Source organism: Agrobacterium vitis (assembly GCF_014926405.1).
GTDB lineage: Bacteria > Pseudomonadota > Alphaproteobacteria > Rhizobiales > Rhizobiaceae > Allorhizobium > Allorhizobium vitis_H.
Map to the genome: position 1 here is coordinate 119,100 of NZ_JACXXJ020000001.1, position 24,366 is coordinate 143,465.

Below are 24,366 nucleotides of genomic sequence, written 5' to 3' on the forward strand. Positions count from 1 at the left end.
ACATTGATATATCTTAATTATTCCGTGAAAGACACTTCCGATGTGTCCTTTTGCCGGATTGATGTAGGCCAACCTGGTGCTTCACCTCGATCATTGATGTACAGGCTGACCAACCGAATAAGTTCGCTTTGCACTATCGGATCCGCCAACATGCCGCGACGCGCCGCATTGTGGATCACCCCGTCTATCGCATCGGAAATGATCAGCGCGGCGGTTCGATCGCTCTCGCCGGGCTGGCGGTTCCGATAGGTAGCTACGGCCTCTGCATAGTAACCGATATATTCGATCTCAAATTCGCTGTTGGGATTGCGATAGTCATCCGAGCTTGGGGCTTCATCGAGCAGTACCCTATGTAGGCCGGGGCAGATGCTATGGGCGGCGATCATGGCGCGAACGAGGTTCGCCACAAACTGCACTGGTGACAGCCCTTCGGTTCTGGATTGCCGCATGACGGCAATGCAGTCATCAAGATGCCGCCGACGAATGGCATCGACCAAAGAAAGCTTGTCCGGAAAATACTGGTACAGCGAGCCGATGCTCACTCCAGCCAGGTCTGCGACCTTGTTCGTCGTGAAACCGGCCCAGCCTTCATCGCTCAAAACGCGAGCTCCGGCCTGAAGGATCGCTTCGACCGTGGCACGGGAACGGGCCTGTCGCGGCTTCTTGCGCATGTCCGGTTGCTGCTTTGCAATGCGAGTAGACAAAGGACGCTCCTTGTACAGAATGTGAGTAAATTACTCACATTCGGAAAACTTGGAAGGGCCGATCTCATGAGCACATTGCTTCAAAAACTCTACGGCTATCACGCTTGGGCCAATGATGACCTGTTCGACAAATTGACGACTTTGGATCAGGAGCAGCACAAGGCCGAGCTGCACACCGCCTTGCGCCTGATCAACCACTATTATGTCGTGGCTCGGATCTTCGCAGCGCATCTCACCGGTGCGCAGCATGGCTATACATCCGACAACACAGACGATACGCCGACGTTGGGCGAACTGCGCGCTGCGGTAACATCGTCCGATCAATGGTATCTCAATTACCTTCGCGGCGTCGCGCCCGAGACTCTGGCCGAGGCGATCCCGTTTAGCTTCACCGATGGCGACAAGGGCTACATGACCAGGGAGGAAATGCTGACCCATGTTGCCCTGCATGGAGGATATCATCGCGGCGAGGTCGGGCGGATACTGTGGCAACTCTCCACCACCCCACCTTGGGACACCTTCGCCGTTTATCTTCATCAGGCCGAGCCGGCGCGGCGGCACCAAGGTGTCGCACGGTCCGTTCCGGCTTGATGAACTGTCGAAGAGCCTCTCCGAGGGCTCACCCTTTGCGGAACTGCGGCGCTCCGGAGTGGAGCGCCGCGTCCTGCAATTGGTCACCTCAGCGTGACCAGATGAGGGCGTAACCGTCCTCGTTCTCGACGAGGCTGGCGTAGATTGGAGCGGGGAAACTCGGGTCGTCGAGCTTGACCGAGTGATATTCCCGGCCGGTCTCCTTGGCGGTCTTCTTCCAGCCGGCGCCGATCTCGATGGTACCCGCGAGGGCGCGAAGGTCGGGCGACTTGTCGCTTTCCTTCTCGGCCACAACCAGCCGGGTCTTGATGTTGAGGTTGAGGGTCTTGATAACTCCGGCGAAAGAGCCGTCTTCGTTGCGGGTGAAAGTGCCGATCTGAGCCATTTGTCTTCTCCGTTGCTGTATCAGGTCGCGACCACCGCGGCCTTGATGGCGATCGGAGAACACCGGGCGACCGGCCCGCACCCGAAGGGCCGAAATGCAATGGAGGGCAGCGCAGGGACGAGCTTCTTGGCTATCGCGAGGAAGCCGCGCGCAGGCTTTAGCCGAGTACGGCGGGGAAGAAGGTCGGCATCGCGCTGTTGCGGGATCGAGGTCGGGCTGCACAGCAGGCGAACCCGGTGTGAGATACGCCAGCAAGAAAGGCCGCAGTGGACGCGTCTCGGGCAGCTCTATGGAGGAGAAGACACCTGGTTCATGACGGTGGAAGCCGGTCGGCGACGGCATGCCGGAAATCGCGCCCCATCTTGTATCAAGTCCGAATGGCTCATTGTGATGAGAAGGAAGATAAGCCTCGCCGTCCTGCATTCTGCGAGATCAGCTGGCCAGCGCCGCCGATGAATTGCACGAGAACAGCTGGGCAACATCACTGTCCAGCGCCACACCCTATCACTCACCCCTTGGCCGCAGCAGCGCAGGACGGCGGAGGATGTCGACCTCCTTCGTCAACAATGCGCTGCGCCGTTCGGCCCTGTCGGCGCGACGCTCTGCTTCGACGGCGCGCCGCATGAGCCCGGCGTTCTCGGTCGCGAGTTGTCGGATCTGCACCTGCATCTCTTCGATCAGACCGCGCTGTTCGGAAATCCTGTCTTCGACGCGGCGGCCCCGGTCGGAACGGCTCTGCCGCTGGAGGGCTTGGTTGAGATCGTCGAGAATGGCGCGGTGGTTGCTATAGATGGCATTGCGGCCAACGCCGGCTTCGCGCGCCAGTGCCGCAACCGTCAGGCGCGAGGCCGGGACGATGGAGCGTTGTCCATCCCCCTGGATGAGGCGATCGAGCGCGGCGCGCAGCTTCTCGGCAGTCGCCTCCATGCGCTTGTCATGTGCCTTCGCCATGAGATCCCCCTGTTGCGGAAAGATCGGAAAGGATGCGCTCGCATTCGGCGATGCGCGTTCTGGCAAGGGCACGGCTAGCCTGGTCGAGGCGCTGGTCGCCGATCAGAGCGAGATTGCGTTCGAGGCGGGCCTGCCAGACAGGCCGATGACGATCGCTGACTGCGAAATTGGCGCAGCTTGCGCAGGTGCTCTCGGTGCGCCAGAGCGGGTTCGGGCCGCATTCGTCGCCCATGCAAGCTGCTGTCTCCGCACGATAGACGCAATAGCCCCAGTCACAGACGCCGAGCCGCATGCCGCTGTCCTCGATCAGGAAATCGACATAGGCGGCAACTTCACCGTCGCGTGTGCGGCCTCGGAAACGTGATCGCGAAGACATCAACCGCCCGGCCTTGCCGCCGAGGCGTGCGGAGGTAAGTAGCTCTTCCAGAGCGTTGCGCGTCTCTTCCAGAGCGTTGCGCGTCTCCTCCAGCGTCTGTGCATCAACGAGTTCGCCAAGATCAAAGTCCGTGCCGACATAGGCACTGTCGGTCATGATGCGGGTTACATGCCCGAAATGATGCTGGAGGGCGTGAAGGCCGGTGCGGTCGCGCTTGCCGACGAAACGGGCAAAAGTCTTGCGGCCCTGATGTGTGGTCAGATGCCAGAAGGAGCCATCCTCATTGCGGGGCAAATCGACGAAAGGCGCAAACCGCTCATTCAACCGGATAATGAGGGAAGCGGCGGTGATGACGTCCGGGGTTCGAGCGTCGATAATGCCGCGGCCAGCGAGGGAGAGCCAGAGTTCCGACCGACCTGTCTCGGCGCGATGTAGCTCCGAGAGACGATGCAGCACCTCGACCGCGCGCCGGACGGGCGGCGGAGCCGGCCACAGATGCTGCGTTCCGGTCTCACCTGCCGCGGTTTTGAATATCCGCCCGCGGAGATAGGCGAATGCTTCGCTTCCGTCCGCCGAGAAATGCTCCTCGATGCAGCCCGCCTCCAGCGTTAGGATCTCGGAGACCCGTGCGCCGACCAGATAGGCGATCGCGACAAAGCATGCCTCCTGAATCCGGTTGATCAGTAACCGTAGTTCCTTCAGCCCGGAGAGTGGCGCGTGCCACGGGGCTTCCTCACCGTCGGGCGTGGAAAAGTGGAAGGAGGACACAAGCGTCCGGACTGTCGCCCGGTGGATAAAAAGGGATTGCCCCTGAGCATCCAGACGGACAGGAAAGACGCGGTCGCGCAGTGCAACCACGTCGTCGGCCGGCTGGCCTATCAGACGGATTGCCGCCGATATGAGGGGAACAGCGATGGCGTCCGGGGTGAAGGGCAAGCGGCGAACGGTGTGACGATGGAAGCCGGAGAACCGGCTGGCCCGTTCATCGCCGAAGGGGCTTTCCGGAGGGGGAGAGGCGAGCTTGGCCCTTTGTTGATAAAGGGTGATCAGGAGGTTGGCATAGGCCTGCCTGGTGCTTGGTCTGATCGACGCACCAGACTGCGTTTGTCGTCCCGCCACGTGCTGCATGAACTGCTCGGCCGTATCGCGATCCAGTTCGTCAAAACCGCGCATGCTCTGGTCCGCCATCCACCGGATCAGAAGACGAAGCTTCAGCGAGATCGTAACCAATGTTCGTGGCCGAGCCTGCCGGCGGCCTGACGGCGGATCGACGTGAAGCGACCATATGAAAGCGCGCGCGTCTTCCAGCCAATGCCGCCACCGTTCATCGGTGAAGCAGCTGCCATCCGGCTGAGCGAAGGCCCAGTCAATGAGAAACTGATAGGATCGCAGGTCAGCACGCGCCTTGTCGAAATGCCATTGAGGATCGCTCCAGAACGACCGCGACGATATGGGCCGAAGGACGTGTGAATGGGAAATCTGCTGGGCTTGTGCCGACATGATCACTCCAGTTCCGGCAGGGCCGGCATATTGGCGGCGAGTTTGCGTGCGGCCTCGTGCATCTCCGATGGAAAGTCAGGAAGGATATCTTGAGTGAGGATCTTCCATGATGGCGCATAGAGCAGGCTCCAGCGCCGTGGATCTAGCCGGATGCGGGCCTGCTCGAGGCGGTCTTTGGCTGCGAGAATACGTGCCAGATGCTCTGGGTCGATTGGAATGACCAGGCCCGGGCAGGCAAGGCATCCGCCGAAATGCGGGCACAGGCGCTCGCCGCCTTCCCGGCCGGAAACGACCGGGGCTAAACAATCGTGACCGAAGAGAACAGTGGCACGGGTCTCGCCGGAGGCTGGCGCCGGCTCGCCTCCGGCTGGCCCGCGCACCCAGGCGATCATCGTCTCTTGCAGGCGAGCGATCGTCTGGCGCTGGAACCGTGTCGTCTCCTCGCCCTTGAGATAGCTCTCGGTTGTTGCAACGCTGGCGTGGTTCAGAAGAGATTGTGCGACGAGAACATCGCCGCCAGAGGCACGGTAGTGCTCGGTGGCGACCGTTCCTCGAAACAGAGCCGGAGCAAAATTGGTGATCGCCTCGCGTGGTCTATCTGGATGTGCCGCATTCCATTCTTCGATCCGGCAGTTCGCGCGTTTTGTGAATCTGAGGATAGCGCGCCTGAGGACGGAATGCTCGATGGTCCCTGTGCGGCTGCGAAGGGAGCCGCGAGCGTGCTCCCTGAATATGCTGCGCGTCAGGAAGAGTTTATCCTGCTCTGCCGACGGCGCCGTGGCGGTGATTGGTGCAGTCATGGCCAGCATCATCTCGATCAGATTCGGCGCAGCGTAGCGCCGACGCCGGTCGAAGGTGCGCCGCTGCGCCTTCTGGAGTCGAGAGCCGGTACGGGCCTTGGTCCAGTCGATAATGACACGGTGCTCATCGAGGGGGTGAGGAACGAGGCAATCCCGGCGAATATGACGCAGTGCTTCCGGGTTGGCGGCGGTCTGAATGGCAATTGCCAGAAAGAACGGAACGAGCGTGTCGGTGGTGATGTGGAAATATTGGGTCATGGTACGGGAGCCACCCCAATACTTCACCAATGTGCTGGACTTGATGCCGTGCTCCTCCAAAGCAGCGACATCCGGCATCATGCCGTCGTCAATCCTGGCAATGCGCCATATCCATCGGTCGAGCCCCTGACCGCGTAGCGTCTTCGGCGGGAGCTCTGGACGGCGGATGACATCCTGCCCATGCTGAAACCGCGTCCATGCTTCGTCGATCTCCTCATAACAAGCACGAAGGATCGCCTTGATATGGTCGGCAGAGAGCCTGCGTCGTGGTTGTTGACTGGTCCGGCGACCTGGAAACGCGTTCCATGGAATGTCGAGACTGACGGGAAGCACACCTGGTCGATTGCGCCGGCACCATAACAGCAAGGGACGCAGCAGATCGAAGGCAATGGCATGTGCGCCACGCGCCGCTCGCGAGGCACCCTCCTTGCGGAGCCAGAGCACGTACCGGCCGATCGCTGCGGTATTGACGTCGCCGGCTTGCCTGATCATGCCATCGTCGGCGACGAAGCGGGCGAAACGGCGGACTGCTCCCCAAGCCGTGCGACGCGTTGCCAGCCTCTGACCGGCACAATGCTCGCGAAATGCGTCGATGAGAAGGTCGCGCAGATCGACCGGCAGGCTGATGAGTTGATCGAGGTCGAAGCGTTGCTCGGGCTTGCCCCACGCATCCACGAAAATGATCGTGTTCGTCGATAGCCGGGAAATCGTGATCTCCGGTCGCGCGGCGGAAACCGCAAACCGGCGATCGATCGGGCTTCCTCTACGGACGGCCATCGGGCACCAACTCACCGTAGAGGTAGGCAAGGCTCTCAGCGAGTGCATCGGCGTTGAGTTCCACGCAGCGCAGGTAGATAGCTGTCGACTGGATCGACGCATGGCCGAGCAAGACTTGCACAATCTTCAGCGGATTGAGATCCGGCTTCGTCACCGCCTGCTTTTGCAGGCGCACCAGCATGGTCATCGCAAAGGTATGGCGCAGCCAATGGCCAGATCCTGTCAGCCCCGCCGCCTCAAAGGCGGCCCCGAACGCGGCTGAAAACCTCGCTCTTGAAACCGGATCACCGTTGCTGTTGAGGAAAAGCGCCGTTGGCGCACGGTACCCGGGTTCGGATCTCCGCCGCTTCACCAGCACCGCGCGTTGCTCCCCCGCATACCAGTGGGTCCGGTCGATCAATCGCAGCGGCAGATAGACGGTTCGCGGCCGATCACCCTTTGTGACAGCCAGCGGCACCCCGATGAGTGGGTTCTCATCTATATCGAGATGAGCGATGCTCGGCACCTGATGAAGCTGCAAGCCGCATAGCTCCTTGCGGCGCATGCCGGTTGCCAAAGCCCACTCGGCGATCAAATCATAAGGTGAGGCAAGATGCCGGAACAAGCATTGGAGCTGATCGATCCGGAGCGGTCGAGGCAGCCGCTCAACCTCCGAAATCGTCAAAATGTTTGCCATCACAGTTGGCGGCCGGTGATCCAGATGCGCCAGCATGCCCTGCCGGTGTCCCGACCGGAGCGACACCTCGACATAATCAAAAGGTATGGCATCGATCAGACCCCGCCGATGCGCCCATGAATAAAAGCGACAAATCGTCCGGACACGATCATTCACCGTGGAGCGCACATAGGGTCGCCCGGTATGAGGGCTGGGTGCCGACAGCATCCGATTGCGGTAGGCGGCGATGGTTCCTTCGTCCGCGAAGCGCCATTCCAGCCCGCTCTGCTCCAGGCTGTCGAACCAATCATGCAGGTGCTCGCTATACGTCCGCAGCGTCTCAAGCGCGTGAGAGCGGCCGGGGATAGTGGCGAGTTCGAGCAAATAACTGAAGGCCGGTTCCACAATCGACATCTGCGCGTCGAGCAAAATCGGAAATCCGGCCGGAATCCCGTCAACACCAGGCACCGCCCGTACAATCGAAACCATCCCGCTCTCCGGAAGCAAGGCACCCGGAGGCGCAAAAGGACATCGACATCGCCCACGACTCTATGCCTTCGACGAAACGGACAGATGACAACGCTGAAGAAAGAATAAGCGGAGCGCCTTCGGCGCGAGTCTTCCTTTGGACGCGAGGGGTTCCCCTCGCGCTCTCCCGTTCGCCACGTGGCAGGGGTGCAGGACAATACCTGCACCCCATGGACAAGCTTGAGGTGTCGCCGCCGCCTCAAGCGTTGTCCTCGCTGCGCTGCGGGAACGCTTGACCCGGACGTCTGTGTGCCAAGACCCCAAACAATGGCGCTAAAGGACACTTCTTAGGGCATGACCTAAGGAGTTGTTGCCGTTGGTGGTGAATTCGCCGATGACTGCCATTGTCGTGTTCCTTTTCCGGTTTGCTCGGGCCGCGCCCATCGCGTCCTCGATGACGGTGTTAAGACCGACGGCGATCGACGCCGCACCGCTGGCGGTCGGAACGAAGTGGAGGACGGCCGGGAGCGGCTTTCTTGGCCCGCGAGGAATGCGAACCTGTTCGCAGGGGAAGAAAGTTGCGTATGGCCGTTGCGGCCAAGGCGATCGAGACGAAGGCGTCCTTCGGTCACACCAGATCAATCGAGGTCTGCGTGGGTGTGGCCTGTCCGAACCGGATCGACCACGACATGCCGCGAGACCAATCGTTGAACTCACAACCAGCACGCCGCTGGCTCAATCGTTTTCGGCACCATGCTCACACCACGTCACGGCTGCGGACCTGCAGTTCCCTTCGACGCCATCGCCGATGGGTGAGTCTGCATTACCGACCGTTCGACAGCAGAGCCATCTTCGACTGGATGGTGTCTCCTCCCAACCGGCAAGGGCCTCGGCTATGCTGCAATCCCCCTTGCCCTCAGCGCCCCACACCGCAACGGCTGGTCGGCATGGAACGTGTCCCCGCTTCAGGAACTGACTGGGCCGGCGTCTTTCACGGCAGAGTTCCACCATATGGTGGTGCCTCTTCCGCTCCAAATGGAGCGGATCCGTCACCGCAGCGCCAGAACTCTGCCCTAGACGCCACACATGCCTTCGCATTCGATTGGCCAGAGATCGAGTTGGCCATGATCGGCGGCCGTCGACAGGTCGGCTTCGTCAAGAGGAACACATGAGCGATGAAGATAAACTTCGCCACGGATGCGTCGAATGCCGGTCCGCAGTGCTCGATCGACTATCACCGCCTCTGCCCAGGCTTCCGGATCATGATCACGCATGTGGCGCCAGCGTCCATTATCGTGAAACGGGCATCCGATGCAGGCCGATTTCGGGGGCGTCGGATAACCATGACGGCGCAACCAGGCCAGGCAATCGCGCCTGCTCATGCGCTGTTCGATCAACGGCCAGCGATTGATCTGCCAGTCCTCGAATGAGGGTTTGATCCGGCTGGCCTCGTCTGTCGAAATACCAATCCACTGCTCGGCGACCGCATGATCAGGTGATCGCTTGCGCGTGAGGCCCAACAATTCCCGGACCTTCCTCCGGATCGGCACGATCTTGTAATCCGCAGTGCAGGCCCTGCGCATCATGCCGATCGATACGGTCTCGCGCGATGTCGCGCGGGAACCGATCTGGACGAGTTCGCCGTCATCGTCCTCATCGAGAACCGGTCGTGCGCTCCCGGCTGGCGCCACGGTTTTCGCAAAAGCCGGAATCGAAGCCCACCGTTTGCCGGCGGCGGCGTCCATGAGATTGTCGCGAATATTGCCGGCCGAGACGACATGGACCGGGAACGGAAGGACATTCGGCGACATCAACCATTCAAGATGATCGTAGACGGCTTTTGGCTCCCAACCAGTATCGGCGAAGATCGCGCAATCGGGCATCGGCCCGATCTCACCATGCGCTGCCATCAACGCCATGGTGGTGGACTGGACGCCGGCGCCGAGCGAAAGCGCCCGCAGCCGGATCGGGGAGGACGCGCCGTCCCCGGTAAAGTTCGGAACCAGTAGCATCAGGCCGCCTCCTGTCCGGAAGCTGCCTGCGGCTGAAGGTCGTGCAGATAGGCGACAGCGCGCTGCGCATGCGCCGCCGCATTGAAGATCGCCCGCTTGTCGGATCCGAGGATTTCGGCCCAACTCTGGATATAGGCGGCATGATCCGGCCGAGGCTCCAGCTCCGGCACGATACCCAGATCGGCGCAGATCATCGCTGCCCCAAGCTCCACCAGCATCTCTTCGAACGCCCTTTCGCGGCGATCCTTGTGGTAGCGGCTCAGGTCCCTGTTTAGTCGGGCGGGACCGCCCGCCCAATGCAAGGTTTCGTGCGCTCTCGTCGCAACGAAAGAGGCCATGTCCCGGAATTGTTCGGGCCGCGGCAGCTGGATGTGGTCGGAGGCAGGAGAATAATAGGCCTTGTCGCCGCCGTAACGGACGACAGCGCCCGTGTTATCGAAGAAGCGATCGGCATGCTCGATACGCTCGAGCGGTTTCGCGATCGGTTCGGGGCGACTGTAATAATGATCTGCAAGGCCATCGATTTGATCACAATTGAAAACTGTATAGGCCTTCAGGAAGGGAATATCGCGCTCGACCTCTCCGCCGCGCGCATCGGGTTCGGTTTTGGTGAAGCGGCTGGCATAGACGACGGTCGCGCCGCTTTCGCCCTTGCGCACGTGAGCGCCGAGTTCGTTTGCCTGGCGCAGCGTCATCCATGTTGACGACATGAAACCACTGGCAACGCTCTCCGACCACAGAAGCAGAACATTGAGGCCGGTGTAAGCTTGTCCGTTGTGACGAAGCGGCCGGCTCACCCGGCCCGATAGATTGGCCGCGCTCCACGGCTGCACCCATGGGCGTACGCCCTTTTCCAGATCGGCGACGATCCTGTCGGTGATGCGTGTATAGATATCGGTCCGCGTGTTTGCTGTTTTCCTGCTCATTTCCAAACCTCCGTTTCAGGAGGCCGCGCCCATCGCGGCCCCGTCGCGGAGGGCCGAAAGCAGGAGCGATCGGGGCGAAGGCGCACCGGAACGGCCGGAACGCCAGTGAAGGACGGCGCAGCCGTTGCGGCTTGCCGCCGGATCCTGCAGGACCGACGAACGGGACGGGGCAGCGATGTCGCCCCGCGTCTCTTCCTCTTTCCTCTGTATTCCCATTGAGCTTTACTCCAACGGCGACACAAAAAATGGCCGCCTCGGAGTGAGGCGGCCTCGTCCCGACGAAGGCGGAGCTGGATGCTCCGCCGGAGACGTCTCAGCCGAGAGCGTCCATCTGTGCTGCGGCGGCCTTGCGGTCGAGCGCCTGGCCGGGGTTGTCGACCGGCCGATCGAATGGCTTCCACGCTTCGCCGACAATCTGTTCGTAGGCTGCGACGGCGCCTTCAGCTGCCAGGCGGAGCGCGTGGGCCTGAATACCCATGTCGGCTGCGAACTCGCGCTTGCGCTGGGCGGCGCTGTCGTAACCGACCGGGCCATCGAGATCCTCGTCGCGAGCGTCCGACGCACCCTTGGCGGTCGCATCGCGTGCTTCGGTGACGGCCTTGCTGTAGAACTGGCCAGCGCCATGGGCCGATCCGACATAGGCGCCGACGATGCGCTGGAGATGGATCTGCATCGCCCGTTCGCCGAGGCCATCGGAGAGGCCAGTCGCGGTTTCGACGATAAGGCGCTCGTGCATGTCGCGGATGCCGTCGCTGTCGAGGATGGCTGTTCCGAAGCTTTCGGCGATCCGGAGCGCCTGCGCTTCGTCGGGGCATGTCAGACGGACCATTTCGAGGGTGGCGCCCTTGCGGAGCTGCACGATACGAGCGGCAGGGCGAGAAGCTTGACGGGAAGAGTTTGCGGGCTTTGCCATCGTGGTTTCCTTTTCGGTTTGCCCGAAGCGTTCGGCCCCTTGGCCGTTCTGTCCTTCGGTGCGGTCGAAAAGAACCGGCGCAAGCCGGGCGGTTCAGGGTCCGGGCAGGCCTGATCGAGCGAAGCAGGTGGGCGGGCAAGCGGAACCCACGGTTCTGCGAAGCCCGCGTGCCTGTTTTGTCGAGAGCGGCATGACCGGCCGCCCTGCGGCGCGACAGCGGCCTTGAACCGGACGGGCGCTGGTTCAGACCGCCACGAAACCGAAGGACAGAACGGCAAAGGGGCTGATCCCGGATGCCGAAGCCGAAAAGGACGTCATGCAAAATGCGCGCCAGGCCCGCACCTGCAAGCTGGTCCTTCCCTGCTGACGCCACGGCTAACTCCGCGTCGTCAGAATGGATCGCCGATATGCCCGATGTGCCTGTCAGAACACCCTGATTTGCTTGCGCCGCCTTTCCACGATAGACGCGCATCTGGCGTTACGACCGACCAACAGTATTCGCGAAAGGAACACCGCAGATGAGCGATCATAGCGGCGACGATTATGTCTATGACGAAGCAACCGGAGAATGGCGTCCGGCATCCGAGATTTCCGCCGAAAAAGCAAAAGCCGCAGAAGTGCGCGACGCCTCCGGCAACGTGCTGGCCGATGGCGACTCCGTCGTGCTGATCAAGGACCTGAAGGTCAAAGGCGCCGGCCAGACCTTGAAGCAGGGCACGGTCATCCACTCGATCCGGCTGACAGACGATCCGGAAGAAATTGACTGCCGGCATGACGCAATCAAAGGCCTGGTCCTGCGCACCGAGTTCGTGCGCAAGCGTTGATCAGGGCTGTGCCGATTGCTCAAGGTTTCGGCAGCCGATAGCGGTCCAGCCAGGTCGGGCCGTGCGTGTTGCGCAGCTTGCGAAGGATCTGGCCGTCATCGCAGCGGCCTTCGCCCATCCAGACGGTGTTGAGGATGCGCTTCCATGATCGGCCGTGCCTGACCGCGTAATGCTGAAGCGCCTTTACCTCCTGATCCGTGAGGGACGGAAGCGGTTCATGGCGCTTCATGGTATCGTCTCCTGCAATGCCGCAATCGCGGACTGCTGACGCATAAGCTTCCGCGTCAGAGCATCGATCTCTGGCTGGCGCTGCGCGGTGATCGCCGCAAGATTGGAGCGGTAGCGGGTGAGGAAGGCTTCGGGTTCAGGAGGCCTGCCGCGGCGATATCCGTATTTGCGCCGTCCAAGCGATGGGATCAGCGCGGTCATCCTGCGAATGATCTGGCGGTCGATCATGTCGAGCTGATGCCGCGTCTGCCGGCACGCTTCTTCCATGCGCCGCAATTCCGCCTGTCGATCGATGGACCGGTTCATGCCGCCGTCCTCCCCGTCCATGAGGCAAAGCTTGATGGACCGTCGTAGGCTGCGTGGCGCGCTTCATCGATGATGAAGCCGAAACGACCTGCTTCGTATTCGGGTGACGGCACGAGAAATCGCCGTTCCTCGCCGCCATGATCGCGCCTGCCTGCGCGCGTGGCGATCACCTCGGTCATGCCTGGATGATGATCCGATCGAAGTGCCGAGATCACGATCCAGTCGCTGGCGTGCTCGAGCTCGAACGCGCGGCGATCCTTCACATGAGATTCGCCGTGAGCAAGCACAGTCGCGAAAATCGCCTCCCACGCATCGGGCTCCCAGTTCTTTAGCGTCTCGCTGGCGCAACGCTTCTCGAAGCCGGTGAACAGTTCAGGGAAGGTGTGCGCCACGGCAGCCCAGGCGCAATCCTCCTCGTAGAACCCGTCGTCCGCCCGGAGCAGCGGATCGACAATGCGGTTTCGGTCGGCCGAGAGCTTAAAGCCGCCGTGGCTTGCAGTGGAGTGGAATTCGATCCCCTCGGCATAGGTTGTCGAGTGCTGGGCCGAACCCCATGGCGTATGCACATGGGGGGCGATATTTCGACGTCCGAGCGCCTGTTTTTCGCGCTGATGTTCGGCCTGTTCGAGGACGTGTGCACTAAAAGCCGCCTCATCGGCGAGTTCGCCGCAATGACCGTAGAAGTCTCCCCGTCGCCACTCGGGAAGCGGACGTCCAATCTTCCAGCCGGTGGCCAGATAATGCCGCCCGGCCTGACCTGGCAGCATGGCAAAGGCGTGATCGCCGACGCGGGCGACGGGGAACCCTTCGCAGGACAGACCAAAGAAAACCCCCGGAAATCCGGGGGTGCAGTCGGGCATGTTCGTGTTGGGAAGATCGATCATGCGGCAGCCCTCCCTTCCACAACATCGGCGGCGATCTCATCCGCCGTGACGTCCTCGAGAACGGCGAACGGATAGCCATGGGTGGTCAGCCATTCCTCGGCAGCCTGCCGGCTCGCCGCGAGATGGACGAGCTCGGCGCTGTCGCCAGGGCGGTCGAAGACACGGTAACTGCCGACCGCCGGACGTTCGACGATGGTGAACATCAGGCTGGTTTCCAGCGAAAATGTGCGGTGGACGCGGATCGCAATAACACCGCCGCTGCCATAGTCGCCTTCGTGGAGCGTGAAGCTGGGCGGCAGGCTGATGTTGCCGGCGCCGCGCTCGTCCTGCTTGCGTATCAGCCGGCCTCTGCTGTTGTTGGTCTTCCACGCGGAGAGCTTTTTGCGATGGCGCTCCGGCGGGCGCGGCTGGCCGTTGGACCACGCCAGAACGGTGCCGATCGGCGCCAGGAATGCGAGATGTGCGGACATGTTGATCTCCTTGATCTTTAGAGTTGGAAACGAAGCCGCCGCCAGTGGAAATCACCGGCGGCGCACAATCATTCGGAAGGAGAAGGAGGGTCGCGGCTACTCCGCGGCGATCCCGTAAGCATCCTGCTCTTCGTCAGGATCGACGGCTTCGGGAGCATCGTCGGCGCTGTCTGGAAGGTCGGCCTCGTCTTCGGGGGTGGCGAGGCCCTCTTCTCTATCAAGGTCGGACTCATCGACGTCTGCTTCTTCCGCGCTGTCGTCGGCATCGAGAACCTCGCCACTCTTGATGAGATCCACGATGTCCTGCGGATCGGGCGCGAAGAGTGCGGTCGTGTGAACGAAGCGCTCTTGCCTGAAATGATCAACGAGAGCCGCACGAGTCTCCCGCACCTTCTGGCGAGCAAGCACGTTCGCCTCCTTCGCCGCTGCTTCCATCGCCTGGCGAGACAGGCACAGCAGAAAGTCCTCCGAGCCCATGTTCGGCAGGAAGTTGTCGGCGCCGATCGCGTGACCTGCGATCCTGGAGATCACCCCGCTGTTGGACATACCCCGCCGGCACGACAGCACATCGATCAGCATCGAACGCGCGGCCACGCGCAGTGTCTCCACGTCGAAGGCGAGCCTGCCGTCTTCGCCGATCAGCCGGGCGGCGTGGCGCTTGAAGCGCTTCGACCCGAACACGGTATCGGTCGCGCCGGAATCCACGCGGACGTTCAGGCCGGCGAATGCAAGCACGAGCAGGGCCATCAGCATGTCGTCCTCGATCGGGGCGCGTCCAAGCGCCTCATGCAGGGCGTCGGTGCGGAAGTCGCCGATCATGTCCTGCCCCTTCTGGGTCACATCCGGGCGCGGCTTTGGCGTGTCGACGATTGCATCATCGGCTTCGGCTAGACCGCCCGCGGTCGCCGCGCCGCCTTTGCCCTTCTTCTTGTCCTCGGGCATGCGGAAGGCGACCGACTGCACCTTGCCGTCACGGTCGAGATACATGGCGACGTGGTCGGATTTCGAAGGCTTGCCGTAGACGCGTTCCGCCTTTTTGGGCAGCTCCGGCTGGCCCCAGTTGTTGACCTCGACGATCGACCCCTGCTTCGGAAGCGTCGTCGTCATCCATTCCTGCTGGGCGCCGAGAAACGCTTCCACGTTAGTGGTGTATCGGCTGTCCTGGTCAGCTGGTGCAAACAGATCCTCGACCCATTCGATTCCGTAGGCGCTGGCAAGATCGTCGCCGAAGCTCGCATCCTTGGCAAACATGCGCGTCTTTGAAAGAGACCGGGAGATGTTGTACCAGTCCGCCCGCTCGGTCTTCTTGGCCTTGTTCGCCTTCCACACCTCCCTCTGCTCGTCGAGCGAAGCGGCCGCGATGGTGCGCAGCTGCTGCTCGTTGGGGATATCGCCGAGCGCCATATGGTCGAGCATGGCCGGCAGCACGTTGGCCAGAAGCCGAAGCTTCCTGATTTGCCGGACCGGCAGGGCGAGTGCGATACCGATCGCTTCCTCGGTCCAGCCGAGAGCGACGAGACGTTCGATGCCACGCCATTGGTCGACGGCGCCAAGAGGCTCTCTCGCGATATTTTCGACCATTGAGCGCATGGCGCCATTGTCGTTGGCAGCCTCGCGGACGATCACCTCGATTTCCTCAAGGCCAGCGGCGATGGCCTGCCGGACACGGCGATGGCCTGCTTGGATGATATAGCCGTTGCCGCCATCGGTTTCGGGTGAGACCACTGGAGGTTGGATAATGCCGACAGCCTTCACCGTAGCCAGCAGCAGTGCATCGGCTTGTGGGGACGATTTCGAGCGGCGCGCATCGTCGGGATTGTCCTTCAGCCCGCGGGGGTCGAGTTTAAGGATTTGCATGAGATTGGCTCCTTCGGGGATTGCTGAGCCGGCGCCTTGCCAGCCCCTTTTTCGTCTTCAGTTCTTTCCGAAGACACTTCCCGGACCGCGGAGCGGACGGGCCGGTGCAACTGCGGCTGAGCATCCCTGCCCGGCTGGTCAAGCAGGGCTGACAGCCCTGCGCAGGGCGACGGGCCGGGATCGCGAGTGGCGCGGTTGAGCGCAAGCGTCAGCGGCCTGCCCGATCTGCGAGCAAGCTTCCCCCTTTCCCTATTTTCTCATTTCAGGAGAGCGATTATATAAATTCAAAATAATCGGTCGCGATTTGCGAAGACCGGATACAGAAAATCGACCTGAGATATGCGGTAGGCGCTTTGAGCCTTCTGCGGGCGCTGGTGTTTTTACGCGATGTTCACGACCAGTTTGCCGAAGTGTCCTGCATCACGAAGTGCATTATAGGCAGCTTCGGCTTCGGCGAACGGGAAGACCTGATCGACTTGCGGCTTGATGCCGGTTCTCACCAAGGCGGCGAGTGTCGCGACCGGACCGACATAGATCCCTTGCAGCGTGATCCTCTTTTCCAGAATCGCCCCTGTATCGATATGACCGTCAAAGCCGGTCAGCACGCCCATGAGTGAAATACGCCCATCGAACCGGGTGGCCTTGAGCGTTTGACTGAGCGTCGCGGGGCCTGCCACATCCACCGCCAGGTCAGCACCGACACCGTCCGTCAGACGCAGCACTTCGTCCTCCCAGGCCGTTGTGCGGCGATAGTTGATCATTTCATCCGCCCCGAGCGCGCGGGCACGCTCAAGCTTTTCGTCGGAACTGGAGGTGATGATGACACGGGCGCCCGCCAGTTTTGCGAGTTGAAGGGCGAAGATCGAAACGCCACCAGTTCCGAGCAGGAGGACCGTTTCACCTGGCTGCAAGGGCCGACGCTCGAACAGGGCCGAAAATGCGGTCACCCCGGCGCATGGTAAGGTCGCGGCCTCCTCGAACGTCATGGCATCGGGAATGCGCACGATACTGTTCGATGGAACAACGATACGTTCCGTCAGCACGCCGTCCATCGTCTGGCCGCCGAGACTTGTGGCCTTCTTCGCGGGGGTGATCGGGCCTTCCACCCATCCGGGCATGAAGCCGATTACGACGCGATCGCCGACCTTCCAGTCTTCCACGCCTTCGCCAACAGCTGCTACAACGCCCGCGCCGTCCGAGAGCGGAACAACGTCCTTGAAGTTCCTGGCAATAACCAGGTCCCGGTAGTTCAGCGAAGCAGATCGCACGTCTACGGCAACCTCGCCTTTTTCGGGCTGGCGCACGTCGCCTTGCGTGAGCTTGAGACGGCGGGTTTCGTTTCCGGTCAGAATGTATCGGTGCATGTGAGATATCTCCTTTTGAGAGATCCACCATAGGGGTACAAGTCATATCTATGAAGTACACACAAATTACGCATGTAGTATCATGAATGATAGTATCCCCATTAAGCGCACACGCCGCCGCGCCGACAAGACGGGGTGCGCGGTCGAGGCAACCCTGTCGGTCATCGGCGGCATCTGGAAGCCGGTTATCCTGTTTCACCTCCTGGAAGGAAAGCTGCGCTTCAATGCGCTTTGTCGCCTCGTACCGGCCGCTACCCCCCGCATGATGACCTTACAATTGCGCGAGCTGGAAGCGGATGGGGTCATCAACCGGATTGTTTACCCGGAGGTGCCGCCGAAGGTGGAATATGAACTCACCGCGTCGGGCATTTCCCTTGCTCCCGTCCTGATAGCGATGCGGGATTGGGGAGAGCGACTTCAAAGAAACGAGGAAAACGCATAGGGCGATCAAGGTCGGACTGTCGCGAGACTTTCACTTGCGCGATAGAAACTCCCATGAAAATTCAACGCCGGCGATTTTGTCTCACTGTTAAAATTTTACGCCGCCATTGGCGGTGCCGCGCCCTCAACATCCGCGGCCAGTGAAGCCTCCACCTCCGCAAGCTGCAAGCGTTTCTCGGCCAGCTCGCCGGCGAAGGCAAAGTCGCCGCCATCGTCGCGCGTCTGGTATGACGCGAGCCTGCGGCGGGCGTCAGCAAGGCGCTGGCGATTGCGCTCGCGTTCACCCTCGAAATCATCAAGCGCGTGCTCGAGGCGGGAGACGGCACCGAGCGGCGTGACCGTCACGGGCAGATCGATCTCGAAATCCGCGCCGGTGCGCATCAGCATGGTGGTGTAGCGATAATTGTCATGGCCGAAGCGTTCGCCGCGATATTCCAAATCGAAGCCGCCGATCGACGCGATCACCGTCTCGTCGTCCTGCTGGAGTTGTACCTGGGTCAGGATCTCCTTCATCAAGGCACGACCGGCCTCCTTGCGCTCGGCATAGACCTTGCCCATGACCGTCATCGAGAAGGCGGCGCCAGCGGTCGAAAGCAGACGCTCGATATCCTGGCCAACCTCTGCGATCCGCCGCGTGGCATACTCGATATCGCGTTCGGCGTCGCGAAGCTGGCGGCGAACGGCGTGCTGGTCGTCAATGTGTGCCGCGCGCAGGCGTTCCAGCCGCGCGATGTCGGCCTCCAACCCCGCCTTCTGCATCAGGCGCTGGTCGCCCGAGGCGATCGCCTTGGCCATGGCGAACTGGTTCGCCTGCCCCTCGCCGAGATCTTCGAGACGCCGGATGGAGGTATCACCGGAAAGGGCCGCCGCGATGAACCGGGCCTTGCGCTCATTATTCTGCCACATCGTGGCATCGAGGCTGCCTTCGGTGGCGTAGGCGAAGATATCGACCTCGTCATGCTGGTTGCCCTGGCGCACGATGCGGCCCTCGCGCTGCTCGATCTGGGAAGGGAGCCAGGGCACGTCGAGATGATGGAGTGCCTTTAGCCGCAGTTGCGCATTGACGCCGGTCCCCATCGTCTCCGACGAGCCGATCAGGAACCGGACCCTGCCTGCCCGGACGTCGCCAAACAGCCGCTGCTTCGCCTCCGATTTCTTGAAGTCCTGCATGAAGGCGATCTCCGATGCCGGCACGCCTAAGCGGATCAGTTCGTCACGAATCCAGCGATAGGCGGAAAAGCCTCTGGTCTTCTCGACGCTGATGGTGCCCAGATCGGAAAAGATCATCTGCGCAGCACCTGGCAGTTCGAACGGCTTGCCATCATGGCGGAGATAGGTGCTGCCCTCGGTCGCCTTCCAGATATTGAAGGCATTCGAGATGAGACTGTTGAGCTTGTTGTCCGCCTCATTGTCATTGTCGGCATCCACGAGGCGCAGGTCGATCGCCGCATGCCGGCCATCGGTGATGACGGAAAGCAGGATGTCGTCGCCGGGTTCGGGCGGCCGGTCGCGCTCCTCGATCGCCTTGATGCGCTCGGCCAGCACCATCTGGTAGTGCTTGAACGCCTGTGTTGGCTTCGACGTGACGATCTGGCGCCTGCCGGTCGAGACCGCCGGCACCTTTACATACTCGCGCAAGTCCGCCGGCATCACGACATCCGCGAAGCTGCGGAACATCGCGATCAGTTCTGGCACGTTGACGAAGCTCGCGAAGCGGGAGACCGGCTTGTACTTGCCGGAAGGCTGAAGCTCCAGCTCGGTGGTGGTGTCGCCGAAGGTTGACGCCCAGGCGTCGAACTCGTGCAGGCCGCGCTCCATCAGCGCCGGGTGGCCCATCAACCGCTGGACAGAGAACATTTCGCCGAGCGTATTTGTGATCGGCGTGCCCGAAGCGAGGACAAGCGCCCGGCCGGGATTGATCGTCTCGATGAAACGGGATTTCACATAGAGATCCCAGGCCCGCTGCGAGCCGTTCGGATCGACGCCCTTCAACGTCGACATATTGGTTGCGAAGCTGAGCTTTCTGAACTCCTGCGCCTCGTCGACGATGATCTGGTCGACGCCGATCTCGGCGATGGTGAGGAGATCGTCCTTGCGGGTGGAAAGCGCTTCGAGCCGCTCCTGCAGCCCTTCCTTCAGGCGCTCGAGGCGCTTGCGAGAGACGCGGTCCTCATCCTCGACCTTTAGGAGTAGGGTTTCGTAGAGCTCCAGTTCGTCGTGGATCATCTGTTGTTCAAACACCGCCGGCACACCGATGAACCTGAAGGCGGAATGCGTGATGATGATCGCATCCCAGGTTGCCGTCGCCGCGCGCGACAGGAACCGGGCGCGCTTGTCCTTCGAAAAATTTGTCTCGTCCGCAACGAGGATGCGAGCCGTGGGATAGAGCGCCAGGAACTCGCGCGCGGCCTGCGCAAGGCAATGCCCCGGCACGACCTGCATCGCCTTGGCGACCAGGCCGAGACGCCGCTGCTCCATGATGCTTGCTGCCATCGTCATGGTCTTGCCGGCGCCGACGGCATGGGCGAGATAGGTCGAGCCGGCCGAGATGATCCTCCAGATCCCGCGTTTCTGATGCCCGTAGAGAACAAAGGCGCCTGAGGCGCCTGGAAGTTTGAGATGATCGCCGTTGAACTTTCGCGGCGCGATGTTGTTGAAGCGGTCGTTATAGACGCGTGCCAGCCGGTCGGTGCGATCGGGATCGGACCATATCCAGCGCTGGAAGGCCTGCTTGATCTTGTGAAGCTTTTCCTTGGCCGCTTCGGTATCGACGACGTTGAGAACCCGCTTTTCGCTGTCGCCGTCCCTGATCGTATCGAAGATCTGCGGCACCCGGCTGTTCAGGGCATCGGACAGCAGTTCGCCGGCATGGCGGCGGTCCGTTCCCCATTCGGATGTTCCGGCGGCGAGGTAGGAAAGCTGGCGGGCCTCGACGGTCCATGACGCCAGTTCGGGCATGTGATGGATCCGGATATCGGTTCCCATCGTCTCCTTGACGAAGGCGACGACATCTCCAGCCGGTATCCACGGAGCGCCGAGGCGCGCGGTGATGTCCGACGGGCGCAGATCGACCGGCTGGACGGCAGTGAGCGCCGAGACGTTGCGCTCATAGGCGGGCTCGAGCGCGGCCGCAGCTTCCGCGACCTTGAGCTTCTCGCGGACATGACCGGACAGATAGGCGTCGGCCATCTGCCAGGACCCGTCGGCGGGGTCGCGGAAGATCGCGCTGCCAAGCTCAGTGACGACGTCTTCGGGATTACGGTGCAGAAGTTCCGCGATATGGTCGAGATCGACGTGCCCACTTTCGTTGAGCACCACGGCGAGCGCATCCGCCGCACTGGTGATCACCGGCGGCGCGGGCGGCGAGATGACACGGTCGGTGAAGATCGGCCCGGGCCTTGCCGTATCGTTTTCGAGGTCATAGTCCTCGATCGAGGCGACCAGCCAGCAATCGGGATCGTCTGCGAACGGCTGGAGATTAGGCCGGCGATGGCTCTCGCGCGTCTCGCCTGTCTCCGGATCCTCGTTGATCGAGACCGTGGTGTGGTTGATCGGGCCGAAGTCGCGCACGAAGCTCGACCAGGCAATGCGCAGCTTGACCTGCAGATCCTTCCAGGGTTGATCCAGCTCCTGGGCCTTCAGCACCTGACGTACCGCGTCACGGACCGGGATCAGCTTCCTGATGATCCGGACGTGCTTCTCCGGGATACCGTCCGCGCTGCGGCCCTTTCGGACCGTAATAGTGACCGGCTGGCCATCGATCACCTGCATGAGGCCTCGGGCGTTGTCGAAGAAGAAGCTGCCTTCGCGGACATGCTGGCCGGACGGAAGATCGGCAGGAATATCTTCGGTCGCGCCCTCAAGATCGAGATCGATCGCGGTGGGCTCGCCGTCATAGCGGCCTTCCGGAAGAAGATGGACGGCGGCCGACAGCGCCGCGGCGAGATCCTCGCTGTCACGCGGAAGGCATGTATAGGTCTCGCCGAAAGGACCGGCGGTCAACGCGTGGGTACCGAGCACGAATTCCGGATGCTGGGCGAACCACCTGTTGACACGTATGGCGCCCTCATCCTCCGTGGCGGGCCGGATTTCGTCCGTGTCGAGCCAAGAAAGATCGCCCTCGGGCTCGGCGACCTTGCGTTTACGGAAGAAGAGGATGTCCACGACGACGTCGGTTCCCGCGTCGGCCCGGAAGCTGCCTTCCGGCAGGCGGATGGCGGCAATCAGGTCCGCCGTCTTGGCAATATGCTCGCGCGCCGAGGAATCCGCCTTGTCCATCGTGCCGGAGCTGGTAACAAAGGCTGCGAAAGCCCCGGGCTTCAACAGGTCGATCGACCGGGCAATGAAATAGTCGTGCAATCGCAGCCCGAGCGAGCGATAGGCGCGGTCGGAACGGACGGTCCGGTCCGAGAAAGGCGGATTGCCGATGGCAAGGTCAAAGCTCGCCGGCAACTCCGTGCGCGCAAAATCTCCGGTGAGGATCCGCGCTCGCGGCTGCAAAAGCCGTACGATGCGTGCCGTTACGGGATCGAGCTCGACGCCGGTGACGTGCGACAGATCACGAAGCGCTTCCGGCATCAGCGCCGGAAACAGGCCCGTGCCGATCCCCGGCTCCAGCACCCGGCCGCCGCGCCATCCGAGACGCTGAAGGCCAGACCAGATCGCCCGGACGATGAACTCCGGGGTGAAATGGGCATACTGGGTGCAGCGGGCAAGCGAGGCATAGTCGGTCTCGCCGACCGCATCCTCGAGATCGGAACCGATCTCGTCCCAGCCCTTGCGGAATTCGGGCTCGCCCGGACGGCGGAAGACGCCGTTGGCAAGATCGGACGCACCGAAGCCGGTGAAGCGGATCAGCGTCTCCTGTTCCTCGCGCGTCGCAGGACGTTCGCCCGCCTCGATCTCGGCCGCGAGCCGGATCGCGGCAATATTGTCGCGCGCACGGTCCTTCCAGCTGCGGGCGAGACCACGGTCATCGGCGAGATGGAAGTTCAGACCACGGGCACGGCCCGCCGGGGACGACGGCCGCACGACCGCGGCGATCGGCAAGGCCGGCGCTGGAGTGGTAGGATCGGGATCGTCGTCGGGCTCGAAGTCGCTGCCGAAGGCCGTCACGCCCAGGCCAAGGCTGGACGAAAGCGCGGTGTTGCCGAAAAGATCGATGGTGAAGGGATCGTCATGTGACATGCTGGAATCTCCTGGGTGAAGGCGCGCGTCGCCACCGCCCTGAAAGGTTCCAGTCGGCTGACGACGTGCGGGATGAAGAGAACTGGGTGGGCTGGACGGCCGCGGGACGGCGAGCGTCTGCGGATCGCTAGTCTCGCGCGATCACGGTGAGTTGCATCGAATCCCCGTGGAAGGCGATCCTCAGATGCGTGCAGGCTGGGCTGGCAGCGATCAGCTTCACGAGCATGGCACCGTCGAGAAACTCGACCCCGTCATCGCCGCCGAAATGCTGGCGCTTGTAGTGCCAGTAGTCGGGGTTCGACTTCGGATCGCACTCTTCGGCATAGACGACAAACGGACGTTGCCCTTCGGCGAGCTTGCCGTTGGACATGAGGTACACGCTCTCGTCGCCGACCAGCCAAAGACCGGGCTTCTCATCGCGGCCCGGAAACATACCGTAGTGGGGATTGCGGAAGCCGCCGTTGAGGTGCGCGTCGAGGCGTCCGCGCATCATGACGACGTGGATGTCCGTCACGGAAAAGGTGAACATCGCCGCCTCCCTTACGCCGCTATCGCGTCAGGGAGGTAGCGCAGATGCACCGGCAGCTTCGATGCGATCTGCGCATCCGTGAGGTCGTCGAGCAGCTTCAGGACGGTACCCTGGCGTCCGCCGTAAAACAGCACGGTCCGCTTGCCGCGGTTGTGTTCCGGCCAGCGCTCGCCGGCATAGCCCCGATAGTCATCATGGGTGCTCGACCAGATGTGGTCCAGGCGTTCCTCGCGCGTCATCGCCCGAACGGGCCGGGTTTCGCGCTCGATGATCGCATCGCGCATCCGTTCGGGCGAACCCTTGTCAGCGAGGTCGCAATAGGCATGGAAATACCGCATCCGGTCATCGATCTTCAGCGTGAAAAAGATGCTGGTGATGCTGTCGGTGAGGAACTCGCGCATGGCGAACATATCGCCCCGCATGAACAGCGGCGGCGGGATCTCGAACATGTAATCGTGCTGCGCCTGGGCGACTTCGAACCATTCGCCTCGATAAAGTGCGTTATCGTCACCCTCCCAGCGGTTCAGGCGTTGCGCGTGGCGGTCGAACAAGCGGAACATCTGCCGGCGGTCGGCAATGCCTTCAAAGACTTTACGTATTGGAGAGACGGTCATCGGCGGGCTCCTTTCAGCCTCGTCGGGAAGGACACGCGGCTCATCCTCGCGATGTCGCCATCCTCTTCAGCCCTTCCTGACCCCTCCCTTGGCGCCGCCTCTCCGCCCGGACGGGTCAAGGGCCGCGCAGCGGGCGGAGCTTTACCCTTGACGCGGCCGGCGGGCATGCGGCAACCGGTTTCCTCCTCTCCCTTTTTCCTATTCCATTTTCCATTCTGCTCAATCTGACCCAAGCCGTCAGCTTATAGACTGTTAAGATTGCATATTGGATCATGCCATAGGCTGATCTTTTTATATTGATTATCAGTTCACAAGCTTATAAAGACAGCGTCACAATCAGCCTGCT

At 61.9% G+C, this 24,366-nt stretch carries 21 protein-coding genes; 3 read left to right on the forward strand and 18 right to left on the reverse strand.

From position 1 onward, the window contains the following. Positions 1–17: 17 nt before the first annotated feature. A complete protein-coding gene (locus IEI95_RS00570) occupies positions 18–671 on the reverse strand; it encodes a TetR/AcrR family transcriptional regulator (protein ID WP_194415513.1) in 654 nt (217 codons plus the stop codon). Positions 672–770: 99 nt separating this feature from the next. Here IEI95_RS00570 and IEI95_RS00575 point away from each other — a divergent pair, with 99 nt between their 5' ends. Then, positions 771–1,295: a DinB family protein gene (locus IEI95_RS00575; protein ID WP_194415515.1), complete on the forward strand. Its 525-nt coding sequence runs from the start codon at positions 771–773 to the stop codon at positions 1,293–1,295. An 88-nt stretch (positions 1,296–1,383) separates the two neighbouring features. Here the strand turns inward: IEI95_RS00575 and IEI95_RS00580 are convergent, their stop codons facing one another. The 8 genes from IEI95_RS00580 to IEI95_RS00615 all read right to left on the reverse strand — a co-directional run bounded on the left by IEI95_RS00580 (position 1,384) and on the right by IEI95_RS00615 (position 11,316). Beyond that, positions 1,384–1,680, reverse strand: coding sequence for a DUF736 domain-containing protein (locus tag IEI95_RS00580; protein WP_194415517.1), 297 nt, complete (start codon positions 1,678–1,680; stop codon positions 1,384–1,386). 504 nt (positions 1,681–2,184) lie between these two features. Continuing rightward, complete coding sequence (locus IEI95_RS00585; RefSeq protein WP_194415519.1) at positions 2,185–2,631, reverse strand: hypothetical protein; 447 nt, start codon at positions 2,629–2,631, stop codon at positions 2,185–2,187. After that, complete coding sequence (locus IEI95_RS00590) at positions 2,615–4,507, reverse strand: site-specific integrase (protein WP_194415522.1); 1,893 nt, start codon at positions 4,505–4,507, stop codon at positions 2,615–2,617. The genes IEI95_RS00585 and IEI95_RS00590 overlap by 17 nt, the downstream gene beginning before the upstream one ends. A 2-nt stretch (positions 4,508–4,509) precedes the next feature. Beyond that, complete coding sequence (locus tag IEI95_RS00595; RefSeq protein ID WP_194415524.1) at positions 4,510–6,342, reverse strand: site-specific integrase; 1,833 nt, start codon at positions 6,340–6,342, stop codon at positions 4,510–4,512. Further along, on the reverse strand, positions 6,329–7,486 hold the full coding sequence (locus IEI95_RS00600; RefSeq protein ID WP_194415526.1) for a tyrosine-type recombinase/integrase: 1,158 nt from the start codon (positions 7,484–7,486) through the stop codon (positions 6,329–6,331). The genes IEI95_RS00595 and IEI95_RS00600 overlap by 14 nt, the downstream gene beginning before the upstream one ends. Positions 7,487–8,538: 1,052 nt before the next feature. Beyond that, complete coding sequence (locus IEI95_RS00605; protein ID WP_194415528.1) at positions 8,539–9,477, reverse strand: hypothetical protein; 939 nt, start codon at positions 9,475–9,477, stop codon at positions 8,539–8,541. Continuing rightward, positions 9,477–10,403: an ArdC family protein gene (locus IEI95_RS00610; RefSeq protein WP_194415529.1), complete on the reverse strand. Its 927-nt coding sequence runs from the start codon at positions 10,401–10,403 to the stop codon at positions 9,477–9,479. The genes IEI95_RS00605 and IEI95_RS00610 overlap by 1 nt, the downstream gene beginning before the upstream one ends. A 313-nt stretch (positions 10,404–10,716) precedes the next feature. Beyond that, the gene (locus IEI95_RS00615) at positions 10,717–11,316 is read right to left on the reverse strand and encodes a hypothetical protein (protein WP_194415532.1); all 600 of its coding nucleotides are present in this window, start codon (positions 11,314–11,316) and stop codon (positions 10,717–10,719) included. 518 nt (positions 11,317–11,834) lie between these two features. Here IEI95_RS00615 and IEI95_RS00620 point away from each other — a divergent pair. Further along, entirely contained in the window at positions 11,835–12,140 is a 306-nt protein-coding gene (locus IEI95_RS00620) for an alkylphosphonate utilization protein (protein WP_194415534.1), read from the forward strand. 19 nt (positions 12,141–12,159) lie between these two features. On the opposite strand, the gene IEI95_RS00625 is transcribed toward IEI95_RS00620, so the two are convergent. The 6 genes from IEI95_RS00625 to IEI95_RS00650 form a co-directional block, all read right to left on the reverse strand. After that, the gene (locus IEI95_RS00625) at positions 12,160–12,369 is read right to left on the reverse strand and encodes a hypothetical protein (RefSeq protein WP_194415535.1); all 210 of its coding nucleotides are present in this window, start codon (positions 12,367–12,369) and stop codon (positions 12,160–12,162) included. Further along, the gene (locus IEI95_RS00630) at positions 12,366–12,674 is read right to left on the reverse strand and encodes a hypothetical protein (protein ID WP_194415537.1); all 309 of its coding nucleotides are present in this window, start codon (positions 12,672–12,674) and stop codon (positions 12,366–12,368) included. The genes IEI95_RS00625 and IEI95_RS00630 overlap by 4 nt, the downstream gene beginning before the upstream one ends. After that, positions 12,671–13,558, reverse strand: coding sequence for a DUF7007 domain-containing protein (locus IEI95_RS00635; protein WP_194415539.1), 888 nt, complete (start codon positions 13,556–13,558; stop codon positions 12,671–12,673). Before IEI95_RS00635 ends, IEI95_RS00630 begins: the two co-directional genes overlap by 4 nt. Continuing rightward, positions 13,555–14,028 carry a UCP036055 family protein gene (locus tag IEI95_RS00640; RefSeq protein WP_045231731.1) on the reverse strand — a complete coding sequence of 158 codons (474 nt, stop codon included), beginning with the start codon at positions 14,026–14,028 and terminating at the stop codon, positions 13,555–13,557. The genes IEI95_RS00635 and IEI95_RS00640 overlap by 4 nt, the downstream gene beginning before the upstream one ends. 96 nt (positions 14,029–14,124) lie before the next feature. Then, complete coding sequence (locus IEI95_RS00645; protein WP_194415541.1) at positions 14,125–15,885, reverse strand: ParB N-terminal domain-containing protein; 1,761 nt, start codon at positions 15,883–15,885, stop codon at positions 14,125–14,127. Positions 15,886–16,265: 380 nt separating this feature from the next. Further along, on the reverse strand, positions 16,266–17,249 hold the full coding sequence (locus IEI95_RS00650; RefSeq protein ID WP_045231733.1) for a zinc-dependent alcohol dehydrogenase family protein: 984 nt from the start codon (positions 17,247–17,249) through the stop codon (positions 16,266–16,268). Between the two features lie 82 nt (positions 17,250–17,331). Between IEI95_RS00650 and IEI95_RS00655 the strand changes: the two genes are divergently transcribed. Beyond that, positions 17,332–17,691 (forward strand): winged helix-turn-helix transcriptional regulator, encoded by a 360-nt coding sequence (locus IEI95_RS00655; RefSeq protein ID WP_045231734.1) that lies wholly within the window; start codon positions 17,332–17,334, stop codon positions 17,689–17,691. 95 nt (positions 17,692–17,786) lie between these two features. Here the strand turns inward: IEI95_RS00655 and IEI95_RS00660 are convergent, their stop codons facing one another. From IEI95_RS00660 to IEI95_RS00670, 3 genes are all read right to left on the reverse strand, one after another. Beyond that, positions 17,787–22,877 carry a helicase-like domain-containing protein gene (locus tag IEI95_RS00660; protein ID WP_194415542.1) on the reverse strand — a complete coding sequence of 1,697 codons (5,091 nt, stop codon included), beginning with the start codon at positions 22,875–22,877 and terminating at the stop codon, positions 17,787–17,789. A gap of 127 nt (positions 22,878–23,004) precedes the next feature. Continuing rightward, the gene (locus IEI95_RS00665; RefSeq protein WP_194415544.1) at positions 23,005–23,406 is read right to left on the reverse strand and encodes a DUF3085 domain-containing protein; all 402 of its coding nucleotides are present in this window, start codon (positions 23,404–23,406) and stop codon (positions 23,005–23,007) included. Between the two features lie 11 nt (positions 23,407–23,417). After that, positions 23,418–24,020, reverse strand: coding sequence for a DUF1419 domain-containing protein (locus IEI95_RS00670; RefSeq protein ID WP_194415546.1), 603 nt, complete (start codon positions 24,018–24,020; stop codon positions 23,418–23,420). Positions 24,021–24,366: the final 346 nt, after the last annotated feature.

Coding starts and splice junctions, on each gene's coding strand:
- IEI95_RS00635 (WP_194415539.1), bottom strand. CDS start 13,558: ATGATCGATCTTCCCAACACGAACATGCCCGACTGCACCCCCGGATTT.
- IEI95_RS00650 (WP_045231733.1), bottom strand. CDS start 17,249: ATGCACCGATACATTCTGACCGGAAACGAAACCCGCCGTCTCAAGCTC.
- IEI95_RS00620 (WP_194415534.1), top strand. CDS start 11,835: ATGAGCGATCATAGCGGCGACGATTATGTCTATGACGAAGCAACCGGA.
- IEI95_RS00580 (WP_194415517.1), bottom strand. CDS start 1,680: ATGGCTCAGATCGGCACTTTCACCCGCAACGAAGACGGCTCTTTCGCC.
- IEI95_RS00585 (WP_194415519.1), bottom strand. CDS start 2,631: ATGGCGAAGGCACATGACAAGCGCATGGAGGCGACTGCCGAGAAGCTG.
- IEI95_RS00600 (WP_194415526.1), bottom strand. CDS start 7,486: ATGGTTTCGATTGTACGGGCGGTGCCTGGTGTTGACGGGATTCCGGCC.
- IEI95_RS00655 (WP_045231734.1), top strand. CDS start 17,332: ATGAATGATAGTATCCCCATTAAGCGCACACGCCGCCGCGCCGACAAG.
- IEI95_RS00575 (WP_194415515.1), top strand. CDS start 771: ATGAGCACATTGCTTCAAAAACTCTACGGCTATCACGCTTGGGCCAAT.
- IEI95_RS00640 (WP_045231731.1), bottom strand. CDS start 14,028: ATGTCCGCACATCTCGCATTCCTGGCGCCGATCGGCACCGTTCTGGCG.
- IEI95_RS00570 (WP_194415513.1), bottom strand. CDS start 671: ATGCGCAAGAAGCCGCGACAGGCCCGTTCCCGTGCCACGGTCGAAGCG.
- IEI95_RS00595 (WP_194415524.1), bottom strand. CDS start 6,342: ATGGCCGTCCGTAGAGGAAGCCCGATCGATCGCCGGTTTGCGGTTTCC.
- IEI95_RS00590 (WP_194415522.1), bottom strand. CDS start 4,507: ATGTCGGCACAAGCCCAGCAGATTTCCCATTCACACGTCCTTCGGCCC.
- IEI95_RS00665 (WP_194415544.1), bottom strand. CDS start 23,406: ATGTTCACCTTTTCCGTGACGGACATCCACGTCGTCATGATGCGCGGA.
- IEI95_RS00630 (WP_194415537.1), bottom strand. CDS start 12,674: ATGAACCGGTCCATCGATCGACAGGCGGAATTGCGGCGCATGGAAGAA.
- IEI95_RS00645 (WP_194415541.1), bottom strand. CDS start 15,885: ATGCAAATCCTTAAACTCGACCCCCGCGGGCTGAAGGACAATCCCGAC.
- IEI95_RS00660 (WP_194415542.1), bottom strand. CDS start 22,877: ATGTCACATGACGATCCCTTCACCATCGATCTTTTCGGCAACACCGCG.
- IEI95_RS00605 (WP_194415528.1), bottom strand. CDS start 9,477: ATGCTACTGGTTCCGAACTTTACCGGGGACGGCGCGTCCTCCCCGATC.
- IEI95_RS00615 (WP_194415532.1), bottom strand. CDS start 11,316: ATGGCAAAGCCCGCAAACTCTTCCCGTCAAGCTTCTCGCCCTGCCGCT.
- IEI95_RS00625 (WP_194415535.1), bottom strand. CDS start 12,369: ATGAAGCGCCATGAACCGCTTCCGTCCCTCACGGATCAGGAGGTAAAG.
- IEI95_RS00670 (WP_194415546.1), bottom strand. CDS start 24,020: ATGACCGTCTCTCCAATACGTAAAGTCTTTGAAGGCATTGCCGACCGC.
- IEI95_RS00610 (WP_194415529.1), bottom strand. CDS start 10,403: ATGAGCAGGAAAACAGCAAACACGCGGACCGATATCTATACACGCATC.